We start from the raw sequence: 25,703 nt of genomic DNA, 5'->3' as shown, positions 1-25,703 counted from the left end.
TCTGCAACGTATCCGCATTGAACAACCACCCGATGTGGCGGAAAGATTGGAGAGCAAACCATGCCAAGCGTCCAACTTCCCGCTCTCGCCACGAAACGAAGAGCCTGGAACAAGGGGCGGATCATCGGCCAGAAACGGCCTCTGTTACCAAAACAGGTCTGGGCGATCCGCGCGCGGCTCGAACTGGCACGCAACCTGCGCGATCTTGCTCTGTTCAACGTGGCGATTGATAGTAAGATTCACGAATGCGATCTGGTGAAACTGGCCGTCAATGACCTGGTGAGGGACTATTGCATTCGCAAAAGGGTCTCCGTGTTTCGGAGTGAAACACAGCGGCCCGTTCAGTTCGAACTCTCTGAAAACACGCGGGATACCATTGCCGCGTGGATCATGTCGCCTGAAATGCTCGGCTGCCGTATCATGTTGCCCAGCCGGTTTCATGACCGCCCACATATCTCAATGCGCCAAAATGGCCGGCTTGTACGGGATTGGGTGGCCGCTATCGGCCTGAAACCCAGCGGATACGGCACACATTCGCAACGCCGGACCAAGGCGGCGGAGATCTGCCGCAAGACCGGAGATCTCAGAGCTGTTCAACTGCTGCTCGGACACACTAGTTTTGACAGCCCTGTCAGATACCTTGCCGTCGAACATGAAGATGCGCTGAGCATCGCCGGGCAAACCGACATTTGAACCACGATGGCGGGCGGCGCTTGCCGTTCGCCAACCGGACCGGGCCTGAGTTCGCGCCGCAGCGGTAATTCTGATCGACCCCAAAGCACCGAATGCTGCACTGTTAACACGATTTGACGATCGCCTGTACAGGTCATTGGGCATTGTCGAGACTTTGGAATGGAGGGAACAGACCGGCCGTTCCTTGCGCCTCGCAAGAACGGTGGTTTCGCGCCAGGCACGGATTTTAAAATGGGCGACATGATCTGCTTGTTTGCGAAAGCCAGAATAACAAAATCAAAATGACAGAACTATAAAATTGTTGACTATATGAAATATATCTTTCATTACTTATGCTACTTATCCACTTGATTCCGAAAGGCCCGCCTTTGTCACTTCCAATAAAGACCCGCCTGTCCAATGCCCTGAAGGAGGGGACGAAAGCGGATAAGGCGATTGCCAGCTACATGAGCGGCGCCTTGGCGGATTTGCCATTCGAAACAGCCGCAAGCATCGCGAAAAAGGTCGGGGTCAGCGAGGCGACAGTCGGGCGGTTCTGCCGCTCCATCGGGTATACAAGCTTCAAGAACCTCAAGGATCACCTGAAGGGTGATATCGCGGACTATCCCTGGCTCATGAGCGACCGGCTGAAGGAATTACAGAAAAGCGCCGCGGCGGGTGACGCGCATCTGACACGTGGGATGGAGTTGGAAATCGCGGCAGTGGTGAGCGTCTATGAATGCGCCCGCATGCCCGAATGGCCTCGGGTGGTCAAACGGCTTGCCAGCGCGAATAACATCCATGTGGCAGGCTTTCAGACAGAACGAGGTATTGCCCAGTACTTCGCGAACCAGATGCAATATGTGCGCGACGGGGTGTCACTGGTCGACCTGGCGGGCGGTAATTTTGCCGAGGTTCTGGCCTCTGGCAAGGACTCTTGCCTCTTGATTTTCGAAGCGCGCCGGTATTCCCGGCTCGCCAAGGTTCTGGCCCAGGAAGCGCAGGCAACCGGTATTCCCGTGACCCTTGTCACCGATCCATTCTGCGATTGGGGCCATGACGTCGCGGACGAAGTTTTCGCTGTGCCGACCCAGTTCAACCAGTTCTGGGATTCCACGGCGCAGATGGCGAGCCTCTGCAATCTGCTGATCAACAGCGTGTTCATGGAGCTTGGAAGTGACGTCGAAGATCGACTGAGCAGATTCGCCGAGCTTTATGGGCGCTTTACCGGCCATGTGGGCGACCCTGTCGCGCAAGTGGCGAAATAACTACAATCAAGAACCAAGAGGAGGAAACTAGATGAAACTCAAGAACAAACTGGCCGCGGTGCTGGCGACGACCGCCATTGCCGCCTCGATGGCGACTTCGGCGTGGGCGCAGTCGCTGCGGCTCGGGACAGAGGGCGCCTACCCCCCGTTCAACTATATCGAAGCGGACGGAAAAATCGCCGGTTTCGACGTGGAAATCGGGCTTGAGCTGTGCAAGCGTATGGAAGTGGAATGCGAGGTTGTCGCGCAGGACTGGGACGGGATCATTCCCGGCCTTCTGGCGAACAAATACGACTTCATCATCGCGTCGATGTTCATCACCGAAGAGCGCCAGAAACAGGTGGACTTCACCGATCCCTATTACCTCGCGGCCATGACCCACGTTGTGCCCGTCGGGTCGGACATCACCGAATTCAGCAACGAGGCGCTGAGCGGCAAGGTCATCGGTGCCCAATCCGGCACCACTCAGGCCGATTTCATTGAAGCCACCTATCCAGACGCCGACATTCGCCTTTACCCGACCCAGGACGAGGTGAACCTCGACATGGCCAGTGGCCGGATCGACATGCAGGTGGGCGACATGCTTCCGATGCTCGATTGGACGACCAAGTCCGATGATGGTGCTTGTTGTGAACTTGCGGGTGACCCGATCACCGACCCGGCATTTGTCGGCGACGGCGTCGGCATCGCGGTGCGTCAGGAAGACGACGAACTGCGCGAAAAACTGAACGCTGCACTGATGGAAATCCGCGCGGATGGCACCTACCAGGCCATCAACGACAAGTATTTCGATATCGACGTCTACACGATGCAATGACGCGATACGTTCCCCCGACCGAAAGACTGACCCATGTTTGAACTCTTCTCATATGGCGATACCGGCTGGGGGGACGAAATCCTGCGGGGGTTGGCGATCACGGTGCAACTCGCGATCGTCACGCTTCCCGTGGGCCTGTTACTTGGATTTCTGGCGGCGTTCGCGTCGATGTCTCGCCTTGGCCCCCTGCGGTTCCTGGGTTTCGGCTACACCACCATCATGCGCGGCCTGCCCGAGATCCTGACGCTCTTCGTTGTCTACAACGGCGTGGGGTTGCTTTTGAACATGGCGCTGCGCTGGTGGAACCCCGAACGCGGGGCGACGGATTTCAGCCCCTTCGCCGCCGGTGTCATTGCGCTTGGCATGGTGTTCGGCGCATTCGCGGGCGAAGTGCTGCGCGGCGCGTTCCAGTCGCTCGACAAGGGCCAGACCGAGGCCGGGCGCGCCATCGGCATGACCCAGGGCCAGATTTTCCGCCGTATCCAGTTGCCGCAGCTTTGGCGGTTCGCGCTGCCGGGGTTGGGCAACCTCTGGATCAACATGCTGAAGGACACTGCTCTTGTTTCAGTTATCGCGCTTGATGACCTGATGCGCATGACCAAGGTCGCCGTCGGCGTCACCAAGCAACCTTTCACGTTCTATCTGCTGGCCTGCCTGATCTACTGGGTCATGTGCGTCTTGTCCGAGCTGGTGCTGTATTGGATGGAACGTCGCGCCAATCGCGGCATCCGGAGGGCCGTGTGATGAACCCGATCGAGATCATCGCCCAATACTGGCCCCGGTTGCTCGACGGCACGCTGATGACGATCAAGCTGACCTTCCTCGGCGCGCTTATTGCCGCGCTCGTATCACCAGGCTTCGCACTGATCCGCACCCATGCCGCGCCACTGGCTCAGGCCCCACTCAGGCTTTACATCTCGTTCATGCGCGGCACGCCGATCCTCGCGCAGCTGTTTCTGATATTCTACGGCTCGGGCCAGTTTCGACCCATCTTGCAGGACTGGGGGCTGTGGACCTTCTTCCGCGACCCGTTCAACTGTGCGCTGCTGGCTTTTGCGCTCAACTCCACCGCCTATCAGACCGAGATCCTGCGCGGCGGCATCATGGGTGTGCCACAAGGTGAAATCGAGGCCGCCAAAGCCATCGGCATGACTCGTTTCAAGACGCTCCGCCGCGTTGTCTTCCCGCACGCCTATCGTATCGCGTGGCCTGCGCTCGGCAACGAGGTGATCCTGTTGATGAAAGCCAGCGCGCTGGCAAGCGTCGTCACCGTTTTCGACATCATGGGCCGAACACGCCAGATCTTTTCGCGCACCTTCGATTTCTCGACCTACCTGTGGGCTGCCCTGATCTATCTCTGCATTACCGCGATCTTCGTCCTGATCTGGCGGCAGGCCGAACGCCGCCTTAGCCGGCACATCGAAGCCCATCACAAACCGCGCGTCGCTGCACAGCCCGCAAAGGAACCCCAGGCATGAGCCAGACGGAAATCATCTTGAAGGCCGAAGGCATCCACAAGTCGTTCGGCAGTGTCGAAGTCCTGAAGGGCATCTCGCTTGAAGCGCGGAAACACGACGTGATCTCGATCCTGGGCTCGTCGGGGTCCGGCAAGTCGACCTTCCTGCGCTGTCTCAACTTCCTTGAAACACCGACATCGGGCAAGGTGACCGTCCATGGCAACGAAATCCTGGTGCGGAATGGCAAGCCCCAGAACGTGCGCCATATCGAGGAAATCCGCGCCCGGCTTGGCATGGTCTTCCAGCAGTTCAACCTCTGGACCCACCGCACCGTGCTGGAAAACGTGATGGAGGGCCCTGTCCAGGTCAAACGTCAACCGAAGGCAGAAGCCCGCGACAAGGCCGAGGCGCTTTTGAAGCGTGTCGGGCTGGAAGAGCGCATGGGCATGTATCCATCGCAGCTTTCCGGCGGCCAGCAGCAGCGTGTGGCCATCGCCCGGGCACTGGCGATGGAGCCCGACGCAATCCTGTTTGACGAGCCAACATCGGCGCTTGACCCGGAACTGGTGGGCGAGGTTCTGAAGGTGATGCAGGATCTTGCCGCCGAAGGTCGGACGATGATCGTCGTGACACACGAGATGGGTTTTGCCCGCGAGGTCTCCTCCGAAGTCGTCTTCCTGCACGAAGGCCGCATCGCCGAACAGGGCCCGCCCGAAGAGATGTTCACCAACCCCAGGACCGAGGTGTTCGAGCGGTTCATCGCCAAGGTCATGTGATCCACCAAAATCTAGGAAGTTGTCGAAATGCTGGAAAAACCCGAAACGCCGCCCGCCGGGGCGATGCACCAAGGCATCCTGATCGAATCCGCCGAGCTTCGCATCGTCAGCCTGCCACTTCTGACGCCCTTCGTGATCTCGACTGGCACGATGACGGCCAAGACCTTTCCGCTTTTGGTGCTGAAGGGCGAAGGGCTGGAGGGCATCGGCGAAGCGGTGATGGACCCGGCCCCGGACTATCTTGAGGAAACCATCCCCGGCGCGATGGCCTTCCTGCGCGACGTGCTGCTGCCGCAGATCGTCGGCAAACGCTTTGCCTCGCCTTATGAGCTTCAGCCGATCCTCGCCCCGTGGCGCGGCAACCGAATGGCCAAGGCGGTGGTCGAGATGGCATTCTGGGATCTCTGGGCCAAAAGCCTGAACATCCCGCTGAAGGCCGCGCTTGGCGGCGTCGGCGACAGCGTCGATGTGGGCGTCAGCCTTGGCATCGCGCCGGTCGAGAAGACGCTGGAACGCGTCGATGAGGCGGTCGCGAATGGCTACAAGCGCACCAAGCTCAAGATCGCGCAGGGCCATGACGTCAAGATCGTCGAAGCGGTGCGGGCGCGCCACCCCGACATCAAGCTGACCGTGGACGCCAATACCGACTACGGGATGGCCGACTTGCCGGTGTTGCAGGCGCTCGACGACTTCCGCCTCGACTATATCGAGCAGCCGCTGGCCTATGACGACATCCACGACCACGCGAAGGTGCAGGCGGCGCTGAAGACCGCGATCTGCCTTGACGAGAGCATCCGCAGCGCCAAGGACGCCCGCATCGCGCTCGAACTCGGTGCGGCGCGGGTCATCAACATCAAGGTCGGACGCGTGGGCGGGTTTGCCTCGGCCCGTGCCATCCATGACACCTGTGCCGCCTTTGATGCGCCGGTCTGGTGCGGCGGGATGCTGGAAAGCGGCATCGGGCGGGCGCACAACATCCATCTGGCGACGCTCGCGAACTTCACCAAACCCGGCGACACCTCCAGCGCCAGCCGCTACTTCAAGCGCGACATCATCAATGAACCGCTCGAAGCCACGAACGGCGAAATGCCCGTGCCCACGAACGGCCCCGGCATCGGCGTCACGCTCGACCAAGGGTTTCTGAAAACCGTCTCCGATCATGTCGAGGAGATCGGCGCATGAAGGTGGAACAGTCAGGCATCACAATACGCGAGCTGAACTCGGTCACAGAACTCAAACGGTCCGAGCGCTTTCAGAAAGAGGTTTGGGGCGAGGATGACCCGTCCGACAATTCAGACATCATGCTGGCGATCCAGCATGAAGGGGGGCTTGTTGCAGGCGCATTCAAAGACGGGCGCATGCTGGGTTTTCTGTTTGGCTTCCCAACAAGCCAACCCGACGCACAACACTCGCACAGGCTGGCCGTGCATCCCGACAGCCGAGGCATGGGGTTGGGGGCAAAGCTGAAATGGTATCAGCGCGACTGGTGCCTTCAGCGCGGCATAAACGTGGTGCGCTGGACCTATGATCCACTGCGCCGCATCAACGCAAGCCTCAACATAGCAAGGCTTGGCGCGACCGCGGGAATCTACCACGAAGATTATTATGGCGAGATGGAGGGCATCAATGCCGGTGTCCCCTCCGACCGCCTCGTTGCTGAATGGCATCTGAACGCACCTGAAGTCGTGCAGCGGCTTGACCCTTCGGTGGCGCAGCCTCATGTGCCCGAAGGCAGTCTGAAGATCACAATCCCCGCTGATTTCGCAGGCTTGCTGTCACATGACATGGACAAAGCCATATCCGAACGCCTGCGCGTGCGCGAAGAGTTGACCACAGCTTTTAAGGCGGGATATCGGATTGTCGGGTTTGACGTGGACACTTGCGCATATCTTCTGATCCAACAGTGATGCTATTGATCAGCATTTTCAGATTTCTGAACGACCGCCACGCTCAGCGCAACACTCCCTTGCCTTGATCAGAGACCGGATCAGGCTCAAGGACGAAGCCGCTCGCGCGGCAATCGCGCTTGTGGCTGATGTTTCGCATTGTTTCTGAATTACCGGAATGGGGAAATCTGCGATGCTGCCGAACTCTCGGTGCTGCAGATGCGAACTTCGATTTGGACTTTCTGCACGTGCATTCGCTGCTAACGAGCAGGTCCGCAATGTCCGCGAAGCAGTCATCTGGACGTCCAGACATCCTCCGCCAAACACGAAGGTCCGCTTCGACGGGCCGCACCGCAGCATGTTGATCCGGTATTAAAGGTCGGCTTTGGGCCGATTGTACTGTTTCATTCCAGATCGACGTCACCGAGGCGCGGCGCATGGACATGCGTCCGGACAAGGACTGCAGCGACCGCGCCCGCGATAGCGCCGAAGAGATGAGCCTCCCACGAAACGCCAGGTTGGCCCGGAAGAACGCCCCAGATAATGGAGCCATAGAGGACACCGACTACCAGTGCCGCGCCCAGCGTGGTCAATGAGCGATCCACGAAGCCGCGCGCGACGAGGAAGCCGAACCAGCCGAAGACGAGCCCTGACGCACCGATATGGATGGCGGAGCTTCCGAACAGCCAGACGAGACCACCGCCGAGGCCGATCACCACGGCGTTCACAGGCAGCAAGGCCCTCGTGGTCGTGGCCATCAGCAGCCCACCCATCACCAGGATCGGCGGCGTATTGGCCATAAGATGCGCGAAGCTTCCGTGCAGCAGCGGCATTGCGATGACGCCATCCAAACCACCGGGCTGCCTGGGGATCAGGCCGAAGGCTGGGTTCAAACCGTAGCCGACGATCCAATTGACGACCTGGACCGCCCAGAGCAGCGCGACAAAGGCGGCAAGCGCCGCGGCGCGCCGAAAGAAGGCGCGCATGTGATCCCGGTTCATCATGTTGGCGACAGTAGACGTCCTCACAGCGCCTTCAACGGCTTTCGCGCGCTGCACAGGGCGCCACCTTTGGGAAGGGGTGTTTGAGGTGGCCAACCTCGGTACGGCTCAAGCCAAGAGAATCGCTTAGATCTTACACGGTGTTCCCCGGGCGAAAGGGCTGCGGTGCACGCTCGGGGCGCTTCAGGGCTTCGGCATATTTGCGGGCATTGTCGTCAATCGTGCCGTGCCAAAGCTTCGAGACGAAGGCCCGGGCGTCTTGGACTGTCATGTCTTTCAGCGAAGAGGACAGCGCCATGAAAAGATCATCCTCGCTGATCGCAGCGGCGCGGTGCATGGCGTCCGCGTAAAATGAAGGGTCGTTCAGGGCCTGCTCGCGCAACGGCATAAGCGCGAGGTTCTCTTCCGGGATCGCCATGAAGATCGTGTCCTGCAGGTCGGTCAGATAGGCGCGGCGCGATGTGGACACCGGCTTTCCCGCTGTCTTGGCCTCCAGATATGCCTGCATTGTCCTGTCGAGCTTTGCCCTTGCATGGGTCATGATGACATCACGCTTGCGGTCAGGCAGCGCGAATCCGGTGCAGCGCTCGATATGGGCGAGGAGATCTTCAACCTCTGCCTCAACATTAAAGCTCTCGAACCATGGAACGATCCCTGATCTAGCCGCCATGCGCCCGCCCTCGATATTGCGATAATATATTATTGTATCGCATTTACACCAGATCGCAAGCGGGTGACGTCCTTCACGCAAACGGACATGGAAAAAGGGGAACCGTGGTCCCACGGTTCCCCTTTGGGTTCAGGTCGTCTCCCCCTCGCGCGTCGATTAGGCGACCAAGGAGAGCCCCGCGCCCGCGTCCTGCGGCTGCTCACCGCTGTCGATGAACGGGATGATCGAGAAGGTCTGCCCGCCGCGCTGTTCTTCGTTCTGCACGGCGTTGACGCGCAGGTCGCCATCGGGCGTGTTGATCAGCAGTGACAGGTAGTCATTGCCCGTGCGGCTGCTTTTGGCCATCCACGCCGAGCCGACGCGGATCGGTGTGCCCCGGGGCGAGCTGACCTCGATCCGGTAATCGGGGTGGGTCTCCTCGGTTTTGTAGCTGTTCTCGATCAGGATGAACTCCAGATCGAACATCATGTTGGCGATGTAGCCGGCGAAGGCGTTGTCGGCGTCCATGGCGGTGAGCTCGCCCGAGATCGAGCCGGATTTCATCAGGCCGTTCGAGACCAGCGGGATGATCTCGAATGCGCCGCTCTGGGCCGCGCGCGCCTCTTTCGTCTGCACCGCGTTGACCCGGAACGGGCCGCGGCCGACATCGATCTGCATCGAGATGTAGGGGTTGCCGCTGGTATTGCCGGTCTCGTTCCAGGCCGTGCCGATGCGCACTTTGCGGCCTGATTTGTTGACTGCCGTTACGTCAAAATCCGGGCTGCGTTCGGACATCTTGGCCCGCGCCTCCAACTGGATGGCGATGTCAAAGCGCGTCGAGTGGATCATGCCGGTGTACTCGGCGGCTGCGGTCTCGACATTGCGGGTGAGGGTTCCTGCGAACATGGGATGGTTCCTTTTGGATTGGCCGGTGCCTGACGTTTTTGCCAACGCATCCGGGATTGCTTTCTCGACCCCTTGAGGGATCACAAATCAGAAAGCCTGCTTTCCTTTCAGCCCCGCCCACGGGTCAGAGCTGCTGTCCGAGTGGGAATGCCCCCGCGCCTCTGGGTGCTACGCCCCTCCCCTGCCCGTCTGGTCTTGATTGGTTGCCCGGATTTTCTGCGGCGTCCTTCGATTGCGCGACGAAGAACTCCGTTTCTTTTCCGTTCAACCGGTGCCCGCTCCGGTCGGTCAGACCGATGCAGCTTCCGTTCGGCACATAGGTGATGAGGTACTGACCGAGCCTGTCCTTGTGGACAACGTAGCCGGTATTGGCCCAATGCACGGTCTGCCCGGCATCAACCGCGGCTTTGATTTCATCGAGTGTCATGCGATCCTCCTCAAGAAGAATGGTGGGGAAACGACGCAAGAAGCCCGATCGTCCAACCGGGCTTCCGTGCGGCATTCGTTTGGCAAACGACCGAGACCTGTCAGGCGCTTTGCGTGGCTTGCATCGCGCGCGCCGCCATCCAATCTTTCAGGCCAAGAACGGTTCGTCCGGCGGCGACCTCGGAGGCCCAAGCGACCCTTGGGTCGCCGCAGGGATCATCGCCGACTTGGCGGTCGATATGACCATTGGCCATCCATGGCTCGGGCTGGATCCGTCGCAGCCAGTCCGCCATGCTCGGAATGCGGCCCTGGCAGTCTTCACGGATATGCTGCTCGCCGATCCAGCGCACGGGAATGTCCCGACCTGCGCTATTGGTCAGGGACACGCCGAAGACACGTTCGGCCTCAAATAGGCCTTGGGCATGGTGACGCATGGCTCGGTGCGTAAAGAGCGCGAGGTGCTCTTTCGAGGCGTCGAACCAGTCATGTATGGACTGATAGTCAGACGGCACCCCGCCGAATTTCCGGGCGGAGCTTTCGGCATGATGAAGCGGATGGGCCATCTCAAAGACCCTCGTCATAGCTGTGCGAGCATTCGACATAGCGGTCCGCGTGATCGAGCGTGATGCTGTCTGCTGCAATGTCCCAAGTCAGCGTGCCATAGCCGCCCTCATTGTTTTCGAACCCCGGGTGATGGTGATAGGCCAGCGACCAGGCGAAGTCGCCAACCTCTGCGGCAAGCGCCTCCGGCAGCTGGACCTCTGCAGGCTGCACCGTCACATCCTCGACATTGCCGGAGTCGCCATAGCCTTCGTATTCGGCAGTGACCCCGCTGATGCCAAGCGCACGTAGTTGCGCGAGCAGCTCCGTTCGGGATGCCTTCAAGGTGGTTTCGCGCTCCGCGCGCCACTGAGCCGCCATTGCGGCATAATCGATCTGGGGATTGGTCATGGGTCTGTCCTCTTGTCAGTAATTGGGGGGCCGGGCGTGGCATTGGTCAGCGCGCGGCCGGAAAGCGCAGACCGGTGAAACCCAGATCCGCGACGCCCGGCCCAAAGCCCTCTTTGACTTTTCAGGCGGCTTGTTCTGACGTCATGCTGGCTTCCTGCCCCACGATCCGGGCCAGAATGCTTCCCGTGTCGATCCCGTCCCCATGCGGCAGGAACACCCGCAGCTGGAAGGCGATGATCTCGGTGAAGCAGCCGAGGGCCTTGAGGCCATCAATCATGCCACTGTCCACGCCGCACAACTCAAGGCGCATCTCGCCTGCGACACGGCGACGGGTCAGGGTGAGACCCCGGCCCAGATCGACAGGCGCGGTGGTGCCGAGGGCGGCGGTCAACATCTCCTGCGGTGTTTGCGGGTTGGACACGAGGAAGCGGGCGCGCAGCGCGGCCGCCCCTTCCTCGCTCAGCGTGCGCCCGATCATGGCGGTCGCCCCGTCCGGCGTGACCCGGTAGATGCGCTCATTGGTGGTCGGAATATCCTTCCAGATCGGCAACAAGAGCCCGGTCAGCAGGTAGAGCTTGGTTGTGGTGGTTTTTGGCAGGGACGCTGCCTCGGCATCCCAAAGCCTTGCAAACTCGGGCCTTTCGATGTCTTCCCAGGCCGAAGACGTGAACCGCGCCTCCTCCAGGTAGCTCGACCCGTTTGGCCGCACAACCTTGCGCATCAGCGTGACGATGTCTTCGTCATACATCTGCATGGGCCGCGCCGAGATGAGCGCCGCGCGACCGGAGGCGCGATTGACCATCGGCAGCTTGTCCGGATTGCGCGATATGGCCTCTTCGGCCACAAGGACGTGGACCGGGTCGGTGACCTCCAGCCCGATGATCCGCGTCACGGCGCCGGATTTAGGGCAGGTCCAGAGATCTTCCGTGGAGACCTGTTCTATCTTGTCGCCGCGTAGGGTTTCCACGCCGAGATCGAGCGTGCCCGCCGCGCGCGCCCGTTCCGTCTGATCGGCAATCCGGCGCATGAACTCGGCAAAGAGCGCGTTCTGCATGTGGATGGGAAGCGCAAGCACCCGGTTGAGAAACCGCTGGATCGGGGGAAGCTCCTCAAGGAGCACCCCGTCCTTGTCGATCAGCCGCAGGGCTGTCCAGTCGGTGAAGCTCTCGTAGCTCATCGCCTCAGCGCGCCCGGCGGCAAGATCGGCGAAATACCCACGCAGCGCCGCCCGTGCGATCGGGCTTTCGAGATTGTCCTCCTCGCGGAACATGCCCTGCGAGCCGGTCTCGCGCTGACCCTTGGTCAAGGCCCCCAGCTGGTCGAGGCGTTTGGCTATAGTCGACGTGAAACGCTTTTCGCCATGCACATCCGAGGTGCAGACCCGGAAGAAGGGCGCGCTGACCTGAGCCGAGCGATGCGTGCGCCCGAGCCCCTGGATGGCCGCATCGGCGCGCCAGCCGGGCTCCAGCAGGTAGTGCCGCCGCCGTTTCTGGTTCTTCGCCGTTTGCGCCGCATGATACGACCGGCCCGTACCGCCCGCATCGGAGAAGATAATGATATCCTTATCACCGTCCATGAAGGCTTGGGTTTCGGATGAATTGCTGCTGGCGGCGCGCTTCTCGATGAAGAGGTGGCCATCGTCCGCCTTCAGAGGTCGGATCGACCTTCCGGTCACTTCGGCCACGGCATCGTCGCCAAAGGCCCAGAGGATCTGATCCAGCGCCGAAGGGATCGGGGCCAACGTCATCAACTCCATCATGGCCGCGTCACGCAGAGCGAGCGCCTCGCGCGAGACGACCAGCGCGCCAGTTTCATCGCGGAGCGGTTCGGCCACCATATTGCCATCGATCTCGACCAGCTTTTGCGCATGAATCGGGAAGGCCTGTTCGAGGTATCCCAGAACATAGTCGCGCGGCGTCAAGGCACCCTCGACGAGCTCATCCTCGGGGTCCATCGTTTCAAGCCGACGTTTCAGCAGGCTTTCGCCTGTAGAGACAACCTGGATGACGCAAGCCTTGCCCGCCGCCAGATCGTCCTTGATCGCGCGGATGATGCTTGGAGCCTTCATGCCCATCAGGAGATGGTTGAAGAAGCGCTGCTTCGTGCTCTCGAAGCGGGACTTGGCCGAGGCGCGTGCGGCCGAGGCATTAGTCTCTCCCGAGGCGTCGTTGACGCCGGTCGCTGTCAGCGCGGCCTCGAGATTGTGATGGATCGTCCGAAACGAAGTCGCGTATGCGTCGTAGATCACGATCTGGGCCGGAGTGAGCGCGTGTTCGAGCACGTCATACTCCACGCCGTCGAATCTGAGGGCGCGGGCCGTGTAGAGCCCGAGCGTCTTGAGATCGCGGGCGACCACCTCCATGGCGGCAACGCCGCCGGCTTCCATCGCCGACACAAAGCTCTCGCGGCTCGGGAAGGGATATTCGGGGCCCTGCCCCCAGAGCCCCAGCCGCGCGGCATAGGCGAGGTTGTGCACGCTCGTGGCGCCCGTGGCTGAGATGTAGAAGACGCGAGCGCGGGGTGCTGCCAGTTGCATCCGCAGGCCAGCAAGGCCCTGCTGGGAGGGTTTGACCCCCCTGCCCTGTTCAGACCCTGCCGCGTTCTGCATGGCATGGGCCTCATCAAAAGCGAGGACGCCTTCGAAGTCTTCACCCATCCAGTCGAGGATCTGGCTCAGCCGTGTGGTGCCGCATTTGCCCGCGGACCGCAGCGTGGCGTAGGTGACGAAGAGGATTCCGTCGCCCATCGGGACGGGCTGGTCCGGTTTCCATTTGGAGAGTGGCTGGATGTCGGCTGGCGAGCCGCCGAGATCGGTCCAGTCGCGGATGGCGTCCTCGATGAGCGTGGCGGATTTGGAGACCCAGATCGCCTTCCTGCGGCCGGCCAGCCAGTTCACCAGAATGAGCCCCGCGCATTCGCGCCCCTTGCCGCAGCCGGTGCCATCGCCGAGGAAATAGCCCAGGCGATAGGCGCGTGCCTTAGGGTCATCATCAGCGCGCGTCAGCTTTGTCTGGTCGTCATCGATCGTGAACCGACCCGGCAAATCACGCCCATGGGCGTCATGCGCCATGATGATGGTTTCCAGCTGCGCCTCGGAGAGATGTCCCTCCTCGATCAGCCTGGCGGGCAGGCGCAGTTCCGCACTGGCCGTGCCTGAAGGCACCGACGGCGCGACGGAGGCCATGGCGATGCTTTCAACGAGCGGCGTGGGATGTTCCTGCGCGCCCGCGATTTCGATCCGCTGTGGGCGGTAGCGCGCATAGATGTCCGAGACGGGGGTGTTATCGCGCGGGACATCGAAGCTTGTGAAGCAGAGCGGACGGACGGCATTGGCCCGTGGTTTGGAGGCGGCGACAAGCGCAGCGGCGGTCTTGCGCGGGGCAGATGATGGAACGGTTGCTCGAGCATGAGGGATTGCTTCAGCCCGTTGGCCGGGGCGTATCTCCAGCCGGGTCGCGGCCACGGCGTCGACAAAAGGAAGGGCTTCATCCAGATCCCGCACACTGGCGCGGATCATCTCGCCGTCCTCCCGCACCTTGTCAAAGACCATGAGCTGGGTTTCGATAGATGTGCCGAGCTTGCGGTAGACCTGCCCCGGCATCGTCAACGCCAAGCGCGGCGTCAGGAGACCGCAGGCGCGGGACCAATGCGCGGCATCGCGTTCGGGCGTGAACCCCTGCGGCATGATCGCCACAAGCCGCCCGCCGGGCGCGAGACGCTTTGCAGCCGCGATGAGATGCTTGGCGGCGATGTGCTTGTCTCGGGAGCGATCGACCGAGGAGGCGAAGGGCGGGTTCATCACCACCACGTCGGGGAGAACCGGCGACTGCAGCAGATCGTCGATATGCTCGCCGTCATGGCCCGTCACCTCGCCGCCGAAAACTGCGCGCAGGAGGCGCTGGCGAAAGGGGTCGATTTCATTGAGCAAAAGCGCGGCACCGGCCCGGGCGGCGATAGCGGCCAGGGCACCGGTGCCAGCCGAGGGCTCCAGCACGGTTTCGCCCTTGCGAACGGCTGCCGCCCGCACGACCATTGCCGCGAAAGACAACGGCGTGGAAAACTGCTGCAGCCGGATCTGCTGCTCTGACCGGCGGGTTTCCGTCAGCAGCCGCGAGGCAAGCAGCTTTGCAGCGGCGATGTCACCTGCCGCACCTTCCCCACGTAGCAGCATCTGGACGGTCGCGGCCTGCATCAGGTCGTAGGCCATCCGCCAGTCCCAGGCACCGCCAGAATCGCCGCCATGAAACGTCTCGCGCATAATGCGCGCGAGCGCTGAACTGCGCAGGGGCCGGTTGTCGACCTCCGCGCCGATCTGCGCGAGGGCAGAGGTGAGGTTAGCGTCGGAGATTGAGAGAGCCGGGTTTGCCAGTTTGGGCTTGGACATGGGGGTTTCCTTTGGATCAGGGTCTGAGTTCCAAAGGACAAAAAGCCCGCTTTCGCTTTTCAGGGTGACGGGGGTCAGACCGCGCTGACCTCCAAGGCTTGGTCAGGACTTGGGTTCGACCTCCCGTTTCGCATCAATCAATGCCTGTGCGGCCTGCATCACCTGAACTTGAGATGTTCCCGTGCATTCCTCCTCCAGCGCGGCCTGCACCTTCGCGCGAAACCACGCGTCATACGAATTGACATCAGCCGCCACGGAAATGCTCCTCGAGCCCGATATCCAGCAGCTTGCCGAGGTCATCGGGCATGTCTGCAACGTGCACAGCAATTGGGAAACGGTGCCCCGTCAGGTCAGGCGCGCATTGCTCCTCTAGCCCGAGGTGCTGCCTATCCTTTTCCGCCTCAATCATTGTGCTTTCTCCGACCGTATTATCAGCCTAACTACATCTTCCAGCGGGGCGTCGTAAACGATAATGCCAAAGGGTCACAGCAAGCTGGCCCACTTACCGATCGGGCGCCGCTTCAAGAGACGTCTCAAACCGCTTGTCCGCCGCCGCAGCTTCTTTCAAGAGCGCGTCGAAATTGTCAGGTGGATTGCCATCTTCCAACATCCCTTTGAACGTCGCATAGGCATCCGTCTTGCTGCCGTAGGCGCGCAGGGTCTTGTCGTCGTTCACCCAGGCCACCACGATGACCTTCGCATCGCTGTTGAACCGATAGAACAGCCGATACTGCTGGAAGAATTTCGCCCGGAACCAGTGCTTGCGGTGATCCCCGAGCGTGCTGCCTTGCCGGTAGGCGGCGGCACCCGGGTCCGCCGGTATGGCCTCGGTGACCAGCTTGAAGATGGCTGCCAGCCGTTTCGTGGGGTTTTTCTTGCGCCAGGTCTTTGGATCGCGTGCCTTACGCGCCTCGACCTCCAGGATCAGCCCTTCGAGCTGGTCCAGAAAGAGCGGATGCGCATAAATCGACCATCCGTTTACGACAAGGGGCGCTTGGGCGGGCACGCTATCGCCGCTCATTCATCCTCGAGCGATAGCGGCCCATCGAGATCGACGTCAACGTCTCCGACCAGTGCTGCAAGACGGCCATGCAAAGCCCCATCGAACGCCCGAATGCGATCCGGATGCGCCTTGATATCGGCCTCGACAAAATCGAGAAAGGCGCCGAGCACGGGATCTTCCTCGTCGCTGCGCACGGGCTCGATATAGACCCTGCCACTCGGCTCGGTACAGTAGCGAATCTGGTCGCCCTTGCCCAGCTTGAGCTGCTTGCGCACACCCGCCGGCACGGTCGTCTGATACCGATCCGTAAGTTTCGAGACATCTTGTGCAAGCGCTGTCATGGCAGTCTCCTGAAAGAATGGGGGTCTTTGCTGCTTGTGATAGGTAATGCATTTGCATTGCCATGTCAAGATAAGCCGCAGGATCTGCTGTCGCCGGGCAGGCCGATGAACCGTCCGGCGCAGGACCTAATGTCGCCCCGCGAGATACTCCGCCAGCACCGGGCTGGCAGCACCTTTTGCGGAACTGAGCAGCTCCGAGCCCGCAAGCGAGGCCTTCGACAGGCGTACGAGCCCACCGGTTTCCTCGATGCGGTAGCAGCGGCGTTTTTGCCGCCCGCGTCTGTAGTGGGTTGCGGTGACGATCTGGCAGGTGCTGCCATCGGTCAGGGTCACAGGCGCGGCGAGCTTGATCCTGTCCCCCTCTTGATAGTCAGGGATCGCGGCCCAGTCCCGGCAGCGCTGGCGCCATGCATGCGCGTAGCTGTCCGGATCTTTCAGGTCGGAGAGAAGCTCGATCAGCGCAAGGGGCGCGCGCGACGCGTTCGGACCACCACCTTCTTCAATGTCCTTGTAGCCCCAACACCCATCGTCGTATCGGGTGAGGAAGACAGCGCCGAAGGTGATCGAGCCGTCAGGTTCGGTGACATAGGTCGCGTCCTCGACCGGGGTGCCGTCAAGATTGGTGACCTTTGCCGCCGCGTACCAGGTGGAGCCGACCTTGCAGGCCTTGACCAACTCGGTCTTTCGGATGTCGCTCTCGAAAGTGCAGAGCCGTGTGATCTCCGCTTTCTCATCCGCGTAGGTTTGGACGCGGCGATCGGTGTAGAACAGCCAACCCATTTCAGAGCCCTTTCTTTCATTGGGGAAATTGTTGTCGCCAATGTCCCGAGAGGGCCGCAGGCCCGGCAGGGTATTGGCGATGCTTGTTTGAGAAAGGGCGCGTTATGCCGCCCTCCGGTCGTCGATCTCCATCAGCGCATCGAGCGGCACGCGGTAGGGCTGCATGGCGTCGAAATCCTCGCAATTGCCGCAGTTCTGCACGATCGCGAAGGTGTCGCAGGCATCCTTGAGGATGACCCGGAAGGTGCCGCCGAGGCCCGAGGGCACCTCGTAGGTCCCGCCGATGAGATAGTCCGAGGCCCGGCGCACGAAGACGCGGATGCTGTGGCCATCGGTGGCGAGCCGGATCGCCCCTCGCCCCCGGTCGATGAGCACCTGCACGTCATCCAGGATGTCGGTGTAGAACTGGCCGGTCAGATCGCGAAACGCCATGCGGCGCTGCGCCATCCAGTCGGTGTCCCGAAACGGGTTCATGCCGTCGGCGAAGGCGAAGGAGGGATCGGCCTGCTCAGTGGTAACGATACGGGTGGTCGTGCCATCGATGCCGTTTGAGCGCAGATGCACGCCATTGCCGACGATGAGGATCAGGGCGGGCCTGTCCATGGGCCCGTTCCAGTTGGGCAGGAAGGTTTTGCAGGCGCGTGCATGGGCGATCTGCGCCGCAACAGCGGACGCAGAGAACTTGAGAATAGCCATGGGGATGTCTTTCCGTTGGGTGTGGGAAGGTCGACCCGCGCGGGCGGCGTGGTCCACGCGCGGGTCGCGTGATGGCTCAGGCCGCTTGCGCGACCTCGCTGTCAGGCTCCGGGGTTTCCGCAGTGGGTTCCGCCTCATCACAGGCGAGACCGGCGGTCTGCATCATCGGCGGGCACCAAGCGGCCACGGCAGCGCGCTGCGCGTCCGTGAGCGTGGCGAAGGGCTCGGCGAAGAGCTTGTCGCAGAAGGCGACGATCTCTTTCTTGCTCGACGAGGCCAGCGTCACAGCCTCCTGGGCGAGACCCAGATCCTCGCCGAGGATCTTCAGGAGCCAGGCCTTCTTGAAGCGGTTGAAGAGCGCCGCATTCGGCGTCCAGTGGGCGCGGATGTCGGGCATGATCTCGATCTCGAACGCATGCATCAGGCTGTCGCGCTGGCGGTCCCGCGCGAAGCAGGACTGCGTGGTGCTGGCCGTGGCATAGGCGACGAGCTTGGCCTTCTCGACTGCCTCCAGCGCGCGAAACGCCGCGAACTGATCGGCGGGCGCGCGGGTGTCATCGAGCCAGGAGAGATCAAGCGCATCATGCGCCGCCGCCACCTGCTCGAGCGAGGTCTCGTCGATCTCGTCCATCTTGGCATGGCTGCGGTATTCCTTGCGGGCCTCGATCTTGATCGCCTGCGTGACACTCATGCCGCTGGCCAGAACATCACTGACCAGCTTGAAGAGCGTCAGATCGAGCGTGGCCTCGGGATGCAGCGCCATCGCGGCCCCGAGCGCCATGGCCCGCTCGGTCTTGAGGTCCTCTGCCAGCGAGGCCGGGTAGGTGATTTCGCCGGCGTCTGGGGCCTCCTCCCCAGTCGGGCTAGCCGAGGAGCCGCGCGCGCCCTCCTTTTTGACGGTGTCTTCCGGGCGGACGAGGCCAACATGGAGGGTCACCTGCCCGCCCGACCAGGACGCGATTACCCCAGACCGCGCGAGGTCCTCGGCGCTGTAGGCCTCCTGCAGGTCGCGGGCTTCCTCTTCCAAGGCGTCCACGCGCTCGTAAAGCGCGTTGTAGGCACCGTCCTCGAGCCCCTCATCCTCCATCTCGAGCTGCAGTTTCTCAAGCTCGGCGGTGATCTCATCGATGCGCTTTTGCGCAGCCTCATCAGGCTCGATCGGGCCGGGATAAACGCGGCCGTAGTCGGCCATGGTCGCGTAATCATAGCGGACCATGGCATCGGCCCAGGCAAAGCCCAGCTTTATGCGGGCCTCTTCGGCGGCGGCACCGAGCTTCTCGAGCAGGATGGTCTCGACCAGCGCGGCGTCTTCCAGCACCGAATGCTCTTCCAGAAGATCGGCCGCGACAGCGCCGCCGCGGGCCTCGTAGTCTTCACGCACGAAGGCCCCGATATCGTCGCTGACCTGCACGCCTCGAGACTTCAGCGCCTGACGGACGGTATAGGCCTGCAGGTAGCCGCCGTCTTTCGTGAGCGCCTCGAAGACCTCGCGTTGCGCCTCCTGACTAGGGTGCTCGGCAAAGGCTTTCATCGTGTCGAGCGTGATCACCTTGCCCCGGGCAGCGGCGCGGATGTCGGGGTGGATCAGGCCATACCGCAACCGTCCTTTGACGGCGGCCACCGTGGTGCCGAAGGTCTTGGCGATCGTCTCGGGCGTCTGGCCGTCGACTTCCATCATCCGGGCGAAGGCCTCGAACTCGTCGATCGCGTTCATGGGGGCCTGGGTGACGTTCTCGGCGAGCGACAGGGCCGTGGTGACATCGCAATCCTCTGGCACAAGACGGCAGTCGATCTTGGCCTTCGCCGTGAAGCCTTTCGCGGCCTTGTCCGCGACCAGCTCCTTCAGCGCGGCATGCCGACGGCCACCGGCGAGCACGGCGTATTTGCCGTCAAGCTTCTGGACCAGGAGCGGCTGCAGCAGGCCCAGTACGGCGATGCTGGCCTTCAGATGGACAATGTTCTCGGGGTCGTAGGTTTCCGGGGAGTTACCCCGCACATTTGCGGGGTGAGCTGTCAGATCGCCAATAGCGACGGAGACGGGTTTAAAACTTGCAGTCATGGGATATCCTTCTCGATGGATTTGGAGCGGCCCACGCATTCAGATGCGCGGTCAATCCCCAAAGGAGGGGATCACCACGACAAAAGGCCCACTTTCCCTTTGAGGGGTCAGCGGGCCTTCATCGTCTCAGATGTCAGGGTGAGGAGTCCCCTGCCCTACCAGTCGCGCGCCAGCATGATGGCCAGCACGCGCATGGTGGTGGCAGGATTGTCCGGGGTCTCAGCCCCATAGCGGAAGTCCGAGTCTGCTTCATAGAGATCGATCTTCCAGAACACGGTCTCTCCCCGGATCTCGACCGCCCCGAAATCGTGCCATCCCTCGGGATCATTCTCAGGCTCGAATGTGGCAAACTCACCGGTCGCCTTCACCGCCTCGGCCATGAAGCCATCGCCGGCCTCCATAAGCGAGCGGGTGACATGCATCCGGCCCTGGATGGGCTGCGCGGGCGGCACACCAAGGCACGCGAGCTTGCGCAACGCGTCGTTTTGCGCCGCGATCACTGTCGGATCCGGACGGTCCGGCAGGGGTTGAACGGTCATGGACATGGGGATCTCCTTTGAGAAGTTGAAACACCCTTCCCAAAGCCTGCTTTTTCTTTTCCGTGCGGCGGAAAGCCCGATCCAAACTTGCCAGAACCAAACAGTTTACACGATAGTAATATCCTGCAGACCAGTAAGCGATCCGCCCGCCGCTATATGAGTATCGATCGCGTGTCTGATCCTGGCCAGCGCGGCTGTAGATGACGTCGTCATGCTGTCGTAGGCCTGAAAATCATGCGGCATGTCCGGCCAAAGATCGAGCGACACGTCGGCACCGTTTTCTTTCTGAACCTGCGCGAACTCGATGATCATATCCCGCAAGACCTCGCGCCCTCCGGCTTGCAGATATAGCGGAGCAAGACCGCTATAGTCATGGGAGATCGGAGACAAGGCTTCGCGCCCAAACGCCTGATTGGGATCAAGCCATTTGCCGAATTGTAGCGCCATCCAGCCTTGAACCAGATCAGTTGGATTGTTGCCCTGCAGGCTTGCGCCGCGATCCCCAATATCAGTCCATGGGCAAAGCCCGATACAAAGCGCAGGCTGCGGTTTGTCCTGAGCCTTGAGCGATTGTAGCAGCATCAATGCCATATGCCCCCCTGCGCTGTCGCCTATCACGACGATCTTTTCTGCAGGCACCTGCGCCGCCAGAAAGTTCCACGCGGCGATAGCGTCTTCGGCCTGTGCAGGATGAGGGTGTTCCGGTGTCAGGCGGTAGTCAGGCGCAAACAATCTAGCGCCGGTATGGTGAGAAAGCATCTGCGCGAAACGGCCACTCACCCCGCCATGGAACGTATACCCGCCGCCGTGGAAATACAGCAGAACCGCCTCGCTCTCACGGTGTTTTGGGTCATACCAGCGCCCGCTTATCCCCTGTGCCGCCGAAGAGGTCACCTCGTAGATATCATCTGTCTGCGTCTGGAGACTGTCGAACAGTTCGCGCCCCTGCGCGATATCGCGATGGCGCATTGCCGCGGTGAATTGATGACGGACAAACCGGATTCCGGTTTCCATATTGGCATCCCAATCATCGGCCATACGCCTCCCGAGCGCATGCCGTGTCGACGTTGCGATTGCGATCTGACTGAGTTTTGCAAGGCTGCGCAGCCGAAGCGCGAGCGGGCCTGAATAGACGATTTTAACCACGTTGATATCCTCGTTGCCAGTTTTGGCCTTCGTTGCCTCAGGAGGCGCGGCGAAATATAGAATGATTGCGTCACAAGGAGTTTTTCATGTCGCCGGTCTCAAAACTGTTCCTGCCGCCGCCTGCTTTGGGGGGCTGCCTCATGGCGGGAATTTTTCGGGATACGCGTGGCGCAGATCTATCGGCCGCGAACCGTATGAACCATTTTCCGGCCTCTCCGCTTGTTGCGATCACACTCGTTCAGCACGGCACGATTCACATGCTTCCAGCGAGGACAAGCTGGCGGGGCGCTGCTGACACGCCAATCCTCCCCCAAAAATCGGTGCTGCCACCGCAGGACGTGCCGGTGTCCAGTTGGGCGCAAGGCGATATTGTTGCACTGACGGTCGGGGTCTATCCTGACGCATGGCTTGCCCTCGGGGGGGATAGCGCTTGTACAACGTTAGCACCCGTCTTTGATCAGGCGTTGGAGAGCTTTGAGACCGAAGACGACGCGACCGCAGGATGGATCAAGTTCTGCGAAACGCTTGAAAATACTTGGCGTGATGCCCGACCGAAAACCTGGCAGCCTGCCGCGCGCATTTCAGACTGGGCCAAGGCACTGGCGACCCGCGCGGCTCTGTCGGGGTCGGGACGCAGCGTTCGCAGCATTGAGCGCAGGATCATGCGTTACTCCGGTCAGACGCGGCGCAGTTTGGCGTTCTTTTCAGCCTTCGAGCAGCTCCATGAAATTTCAAGAAATGCGGCAGGTCAGCCATTGGCAGAAATCGCAATCGATGCGGGCTATTCCGACCAGTCCCACATGGGACGTGCCGTGCGCCGCGCGACGGGCTTCTCTCCGGCCGAGCTCAATAAAGCCATTGAAGCCGAGGAGCCTTTTTGGTGCTATCGATTGCTCGGTGAGCGGTATTGACCGGCGCGCATGTGCGAACATTTGTGCATCCTGCAGCATCGGTTGAAATGGGCTCACACCTGCCATTTTCCGCTTCGCCGCAATAGGTTTGTTAAGCCGCCTCGGCGCGGCCCCCTGCCCTGCCGGCCTCCGATCTGGCGATCAGATAGTCGCAAGCGCGCTGCGCGTCCGCGGCGTGCTTGAAGATCGCGCCCTTGTCCGACCGAAGAACGCGCAACCAGTTGTGGAGGTAGGCGGCATTCATCTCGAGCGTATGCGCCGTGAAGCCGAGCGTCTGACCCAGGAACACCGAGGTCAATTCCGCGACGATCTCTTCGCGCGCATAGGACGTGTTGCCGAACTTCGAGAACCCGAAATCACGGTTCAGTCGATGGGGGGCCTTCGTGGCATGGGCCAGCTCATGGGCCCAGACCCCGTAGAAATTGCGCGGGTCCTGGAACCGCGTGATGGACGGCATGTAGACCTTGCCCACAGGCGGCAAATAGTACGCCTCCGTGCCTGTGAAGACGGTTGTGATGTCGATGGCATCGAAAAACGTCTGCATGTGCGGGATGGGCTCTGACGGCGGATGCTCAGGCACCGGGTCCGGCTCGGGATGGAAGCTATCCGGCAACCCCTCGATCTGGCAGGCGTTGAACACGCGATAGGATTTCTGGAAGCGGAAGATACGGGCTTCCTCGGAGTGATCATCCCCGTCGCTGTGATCATGCTCATCGCCGGCGTCTCTCCGGCTTTGACCGTAGTAAACGACGACAGAGGACTTCTCGCCCTTGCGGACCTTTGCGTCCAACGCATTGGCCTGCGGCAGCGTCATCCAGAAGGGAGAGCTGTGGCCCGCCATCACGGTCCGCATCGTCAGCAGGAAGTTGTTCACTCCCTGGTAGGGTTCCCCGCCCACGCGCAGGGGGCGACAGCTGCCACCTGCGGTCCAGGGCTTGCGCCACGGCAGGACGCCGCGCTCAATGATGCGGATGATTTCGTTTGTGATGACCTCTGAGGCATCGAATTTGGGCATACGGGATCGGGCCATGGCTGGCGTCCTTTCGAGTGTTGTCGGTGTGGGAAATTGGGGATCAGGCGGAATGGCTAGGGCGAGGATCGTTGGCGATACTCGCGCCAAGCTCTTCAGCCATGTCGATGTAGTTGGTCAGGGAAACGTAACTGCCGGAACCCCAAGGTTCAGGGTCGACCGTTCCGCCCCGTTTCACGCGGGGGAGGTTCGCGAAAGCGATGACATCAGTGACGGGTCGGATATCGATGAACGGCGTGCCTCGTGCGACCGCAAAAGCGGCCAAGGGAAAGCGCTCGATTGGCGCGAAGGTTGACACGGTGGTCCAACCGAGATGGATGAACGTGCCGCCCTCTCCGCAGATCACATGGGCATTCGGCAGTGCCGCCGCCTGCCTGAGATAGCCGAGATCACGCAGGACGGTCTGGCGTTCGAGCCGCTGTGCCAGCAGCGTCTGGCCAGTTCGGAGAAGCTCTCTATGCCGCCACCACGAGGCAGCGGTCGCGCGTAACACGCGCAAGACACCTGTTTGCATCGGAATGCCCTTGATCAGGAAAGACAGACCGGAATCCGGCCCGGACCCATCTGAGGGACCCCAAAGGCCCTCATCCGTCAGTCACAAAACCCGAAGAACACTTTCACTTTCCCCGGCCCCACCAGCCCGGGAAAAGAACTTCATGGGCCGGCACGGCCCCAGTTTTCTTCATTGCACGCAGAAACTCCGGATCGGCAACGAACATCGGCATTGCCAGACCTAAGAGTTCCATTTTTAGAATTTATATCAATGAATTATAGCAAATCTCAGATCGGCAGTTTTTTCTGGCGACTGTCTGATATATCCTGGCGGTGCTTGTCCTGAGCACCGGATGCGACAAGCCTCTTCACTTCGCCGACAGGGAATAACTGGTACTACGTCCACCAGCGTCATCTTTCTCAAGTGCTCCCAAGTCGATCAGGTCCAAGATGTCGCGATATGCGGTGTCCTGCGAACATTTCTCGATCTTCGCATATTTCGACGTCGTGAGTTTTCCTTCGAACCCATCGAGGAGCCGGTTAAGCATGTCCCGCTGGCGGTCGTTGATGTTGGCCGTTGCTTGTTTCTCCCAGAACCGCGCCTTCTGAAACACAGCCTCCAAAATGATCTCTGCGCCATCAAATGCACGGTCGAGGCAACTCAGGAACCAACTGAGCCAAGCTGTGACATCAAGCCCGCCCTTCTGCGTCGTCTCGAGCATATCATAATAGGCGTTCCGCTCCTGCCGGATTTGGGTCGACATGCTGTAAAACCGTTGTGAACTGCGTTCGGATCGCGCCAACGCCATATCCGCGATCGCACGCGCAATGCGCCCGTTGCCATCGTCAAAGGGGTGGATCGTGACGAACCAAAGATGTGCAATTGCGGCATGAATAACGGGATCCGTGTCTGGGGCCTGATTGAACCAGGCCAAAAACTGCCCCATCTCAGTATCAAGCCGTGCTGCTCCCGGCGCCTCAAAATGCACGCGCTCGCGACCCATAGTTCCTGAAACAACCTCCATAGGGCCGATCCGCCACTGCCCTACGGCGATCCGGGTCATTCCGCTTCGCCCCGTTGGAAAAAGGGCGGCATGCCAGCCGAACAATCGCTCTGCGTCCAGGGGTTGGTCATACGCTTGCGTCGCGTCCAACATCATCTCGACGACCCCATCGACATGGCGATCAGACGGGATCAGCCCGCCTATTTCGAGCCCCAGCCGTTTTGCGATAGACGACCGAACCTGATCCTTGTCGAGCGTCTCGCCTTCGATCTCGCTGCTCTTGACGACATCACTGGTGAGAGTTCTCAACATCGCCTCATTGCGAAGATCAAAGCCAAGGCCCTCCATACGTCCCAAGAGCTTGCCTTGCCGGTGGCGGACAGCGGCAAGTTGTGATGACAGCTTGGCCTTGTCCCAAAAAAATTGCGGCCAATCAGTTAGTTCGTGAATGTAGGTCATATTTTACGCACTCCTTGCGGAGATTATACCGGGCAATCTCCGCAAGACAA

The 25,703-nt window shown here is 61.0% G+C and carries 28 protein-coding genes; 9 read left to right on the top strand and 19 right to left on the bottom strand.

All coding sequences use genetic code 11. The features are described from left to right. The first annotated feature begins 60 nt into the window (after positions 1 to 60). From JNX03_RS19035 to JNX03_RS19000, 8 genes are all read left to right on the top strand, one after another. A complete protein-coding gene (locus JNX03_RS19035) occupies positions 61 to 693 on the top strand; it encodes a tyrosine-type recombinase/integrase (RefSeq protein WP_203212291.1) in 633 nt (210 codons plus the stop codon). 368 nt (positions 694 to 1,061) lie between these two features. Then, positions 1,062 to 1,940, top strand: a complete 879-nt coding sequence (locus tag JNX03_RS19030) for a MurR/RpiR family transcriptional regulator (protein WP_067547905.1) — start codon at positions 1,062 to 1,064, stop codon at positions 1,938 to 1,940. 31 nt (positions 1,941 to 1,971) lie between these two features. Continuing rightward, complete coding sequence (locus tag JNX03_RS19025) at positions 1,972 to 2,757, top strand: ABC transporter substrate-binding protein (protein ID WP_067547902.1); 786 nt, start codon at positions 1,972 to 1,974, stop codon at positions 2,755 to 2,757. A gap of 33 nt (positions 2,758 to 2,790) precedes the next feature. Then, entirely contained in the window at positions 2,791 to 3,501 is a 711-nt protein-coding gene (locus JNX03_RS19020; protein ID WP_072704670.1) for an ABC transporter permease, read from the top strand. After that, positions 3,501 to 4,235, top strand: coding sequence for an ABC transporter permease (locus JNX03_RS19015; RefSeq protein WP_067547900.1), 735 nt, complete (start codon positions 3,501 to 3,503; stop codon positions 4,233 to 4,235). The genes JNX03_RS19020 and JNX03_RS19015 overlap by 1 nt, the downstream gene beginning before the upstream one ends. Beyond that, on the top strand, positions 4,232 to 4,990 hold the full coding sequence (locus tag JNX03_RS19010) for an ABC transporter ATP-binding protein (protein WP_067547897.1): 759 nt from the start codon (positions 4,232 to 4,234) through the stop codon (positions 4,988 to 4,990). The genes JNX03_RS19015 and JNX03_RS19010 overlap by 4 nt, the downstream gene beginning before the upstream one ends. 27 nt (positions 4,991 to 5,017) lie before the next feature. Then, the gene (gene menC, locus JNX03_RS19005) at positions 5,018 to 6,172 is read left to right on the top strand and encodes an o-succinylbenzoate synthase (RefSeq protein WP_231014192.1); all 1,155 of its coding nucleotides are present in this window, start codon (positions 5,018 to 5,020) and stop codon (positions 6,170 to 6,172) included. Then, positions 6,169 to 6,897 (top strand): GNAT family N-acetyltransferase, encoded by a 729-nt coding sequence (locus JNX03_RS19000; RefSeq protein WP_067547894.1) that lies wholly within the window; start codon positions 6,169 to 6,171, stop codon positions 6,895 to 6,897. Before menC ends, JNX03_RS19000 begins: the two co-directional genes overlap by 4 nt. Positions 6,898 to 7,280: 383 nt before the next feature. Here JNX03_RS19000 and JNX03_RS18995 read toward each other — a convergent pair whose 3' ends face one another. The 16 genes from JNX03_RS18995 to JNX03_RS18920 form a co-directional block, all read right to left on the bottom strand. Then, the gene (locus JNX03_RS18995; RefSeq protein WP_203199984.1) at positions 7,281 to 7,862 is read right to left on the bottom strand and encodes a rhomboid family intramembrane serine protease; all 582 of its coding nucleotides are present in this window, start codon (positions 7,860 to 7,862) and stop codon (positions 7,281 to 7,283) included. A gap of 148 nt (positions 7,863 to 8,010) precedes the next feature. Continuing rightward, on the bottom strand, positions 8,011 to 8,547 hold the full coding sequence (locus tag JNX03_RS18990; RefSeq protein ID WP_231024363.1) for a hypothetical protein: 537 nt from the start codon (positions 8,545 to 8,547) through the stop codon (positions 8,011 to 8,013). Between the two features lie 156 nt (positions 8,548 to 8,703). After that, on the bottom strand, positions 8,704 to 9,432 hold the full coding sequence (locus JNX03_RS18985; RefSeq protein ID WP_203212337.1) for a DUF736 family protein: 729 nt from the start codon (positions 9,430 to 9,432) through the stop codon (positions 8,704 to 8,706). A gap of 124 nt (positions 9,433 to 9,556) precedes the next feature. Next, complete coding sequence (locus JNX03_RS18980) at positions 9,557 to 9,859, bottom strand: hypothetical protein (RefSeq protein ID WP_203212336.1); 303 nt, start codon at positions 9,857 to 9,859, stop codon at positions 9,557 to 9,559. 100 nt (positions 9,860 to 9,959) lie between these two features. Beyond that, positions 9,960 to 10,421, bottom strand: coding sequence for a DUF6915 family protein (locus JNX03_RS18975; RefSeq protein ID WP_203212335.1), 462 nt, complete (start codon positions 10,419 to 10,421; stop codon positions 9,960 to 9,962). A 1-nt stretch (position 10,422) separates the two neighbouring features. Further along, complete coding sequence (locus tag JNX03_RS18970) at positions 10,423 to 10,809, bottom strand: DUF6878 family protein (RefSeq protein ID WP_043872253.1); 387 nt, start codon at positions 10,807 to 10,809, stop codon at positions 10,423 to 10,425. A 121-nt stretch (positions 10,810 to 10,930) separates the two neighbouring features. Then, entirely contained in the window at positions 10,931 to 15,193 is a 4,263-nt protein-coding gene (locus tag JNX03_RS18965; protein WP_203212334.1) for a strawberry notch family protein, read from the bottom strand. A 102-nt stretch (positions 15,194 to 15,295) separates the two neighbouring features. Continuing rightward, positions 15,296 to 15,448, bottom strand: coding sequence for a hypothetical protein (locus tag JNX03_RS18960; protein WP_009820264.1), 153 nt, complete (start codon positions 15,446 to 15,448; stop codon positions 15,296 to 15,298). Beyond that, the gene (locus JNX03_RS18955; RefSeq protein ID WP_170850626.1) at positions 15,438 to 15,602 is read right to left on the bottom strand and encodes a hypothetical protein; all 165 of its coding nucleotides are present in this window, start codon (positions 15,600 to 15,602) and stop codon (positions 15,438 to 15,440) included. Before JNX03_RS18955 ends, JNX03_RS18960 begins: the two co-directional genes overlap by 11 nt. Before the next feature lie 93 nt (positions 15,603 to 15,695). Further along, complete coding sequence (locus tag JNX03_RS18950) at positions 15,696 to 16,214, bottom strand: type II toxin-antitoxin system YhaV family toxin (protein WP_203212333.1); 519 nt, start codon at positions 16,212 to 16,214, stop codon at positions 15,696 to 15,698. Next, a complete protein-coding gene (locus JNX03_RS18945; protein WP_203212332.1) occupies positions 16,211 to 16,537 on the bottom strand; it encodes a type II toxin-antitoxin system PrlF family antitoxin in 327 nt (108 codons plus the stop codon). The genes JNX03_RS18950 and JNX03_RS18945 overlap by 4 nt, the downstream gene beginning before the upstream one ends. A 126-nt stretch (positions 16,538 to 16,663) precedes the next feature. After that, positions 16,664 to 17,317, bottom strand: a complete 654-nt coding sequence (locus tag JNX03_RS18940; RefSeq protein WP_203212331.1) for a DUF6927 domain-containing protein — start codon at positions 17,315 to 17,317, stop codon at positions 16,664 to 16,666. Between the two features lie 102 nt (positions 17,318 to 17,419). Then, positions 17,420 to 18,013 carry a regulator gene (locus JNX03_RS18935; protein WP_203212330.1) on the bottom strand — a complete coding sequence of 198 codons (594 nt, stop codon included), beginning with the start codon at positions 18,011 to 18,013 and terminating at the stop codon, positions 17,420 to 17,422. 76 nt (positions 18,014 to 18,089) lie between these two features. Continuing rightward, complete coding sequence (locus JNX03_RS18930; RefSeq protein ID WP_203212329.1) at positions 18,090 to 20,072, bottom strand: ParB/RepB/Spo0J family partition protein; 1,983 nt, start codon at positions 20,070 to 20,072, stop codon at positions 18,090 to 18,092. Between the two features lie 155 nt (positions 20,073 to 20,227). Further along, on the bottom strand, positions 20,228 to 20,617 hold the full coding sequence (locus JNX03_RS18925) for a DUF3768 domain-containing protein (RefSeq protein ID WP_203212328.1): 390 nt from the start codon (positions 20,615 to 20,617) through the stop codon (positions 20,228 to 20,230). Between the two features lie 99 nt (positions 20,618 to 20,716). Then, the gene (locus JNX03_RS18920; RefSeq protein ID WP_203212327.1) at positions 20,717 to 21,649 is read right to left on the bottom strand and encodes an alpha/beta hydrolase; all 933 of its coding nucleotides are present in this window, start codon (positions 21,647 to 21,649) and stop codon (positions 20,717 to 20,719) included. A 194-nt stretch (positions 21,650 to 21,843) separates the two neighbouring features. On the opposite strand from JNX03_RS18920, the gene JNX03_RS18915 reads away from it, so the two are divergent. Beyond that, complete coding sequence (locus JNX03_RS18915) at positions 21,844 to 22,668, top strand: helix-turn-helix domain-containing protein (protein WP_203212326.1); 825 nt, start codon at positions 21,844 to 21,846, stop codon at positions 22,666 to 22,668. Positions 22,669 to 22,759: 91 nt separating this feature from the next. Here JNX03_RS18915 and JNX03_RS18910 read toward each other — a convergent pair whose 3' ends face one another. The 3 genes from JNX03_RS18910 to JNX03_RS18900 all read right to left on the bottom strand — a co-directional run bounded on the left by JNX03_RS18910 (position 22,760) and on the right by JNX03_RS18900 (position 25,653). Then, positions 22,760 to 23,698: an ArdC family protein gene (locus JNX03_RS18910; RefSeq protein ID WP_203212325.1), complete on the bottom strand. Its 939-nt coding sequence runs from the start codon at positions 23,696 to 23,698 to the stop codon at positions 22,760 to 22,762. A 43-nt stretch (positions 23,699 to 23,741) separates the two neighbouring features. Beyond that, positions 23,742 to 24,212 (bottom strand): hypothetical protein, encoded by a 471-nt coding sequence (locus JNX03_RS18905; RefSeq protein ID WP_203212324.1) that lies wholly within the window; start codon positions 24,210 to 24,212, stop codon positions 23,742 to 23,744. Positions 24,213 to 24,558: 346 nt separating this feature from the next. Further along, positions 24,559 to 25,653 carry a Fic family protein gene (locus tag JNX03_RS18900; RefSeq protein WP_203212323.1) on the bottom strand — a complete coding sequence of 365 codons (1,095 nt, stop codon included), beginning with the start codon at positions 25,651 to 25,653 and terminating at the stop codon, positions 24,559 to 24,561. Between the last annotated feature and the right edge of the window lie 50 nt (positions 25,654 to 25,703).

The organism is Sulfitobacter mediterraneus (assembly GCF_016801775.1).
GTDB classification, from domain to species: Bacteria; Pseudomonadota; Alphaproteobacteria; order Rhodobacterales; family Rhodobacteraceae; genus Sulfitobacter; species Sulfitobacter mediterraneus_A.
This window is presented reverse-complemented; position numbering and strand designations above follow the sequence as displayed.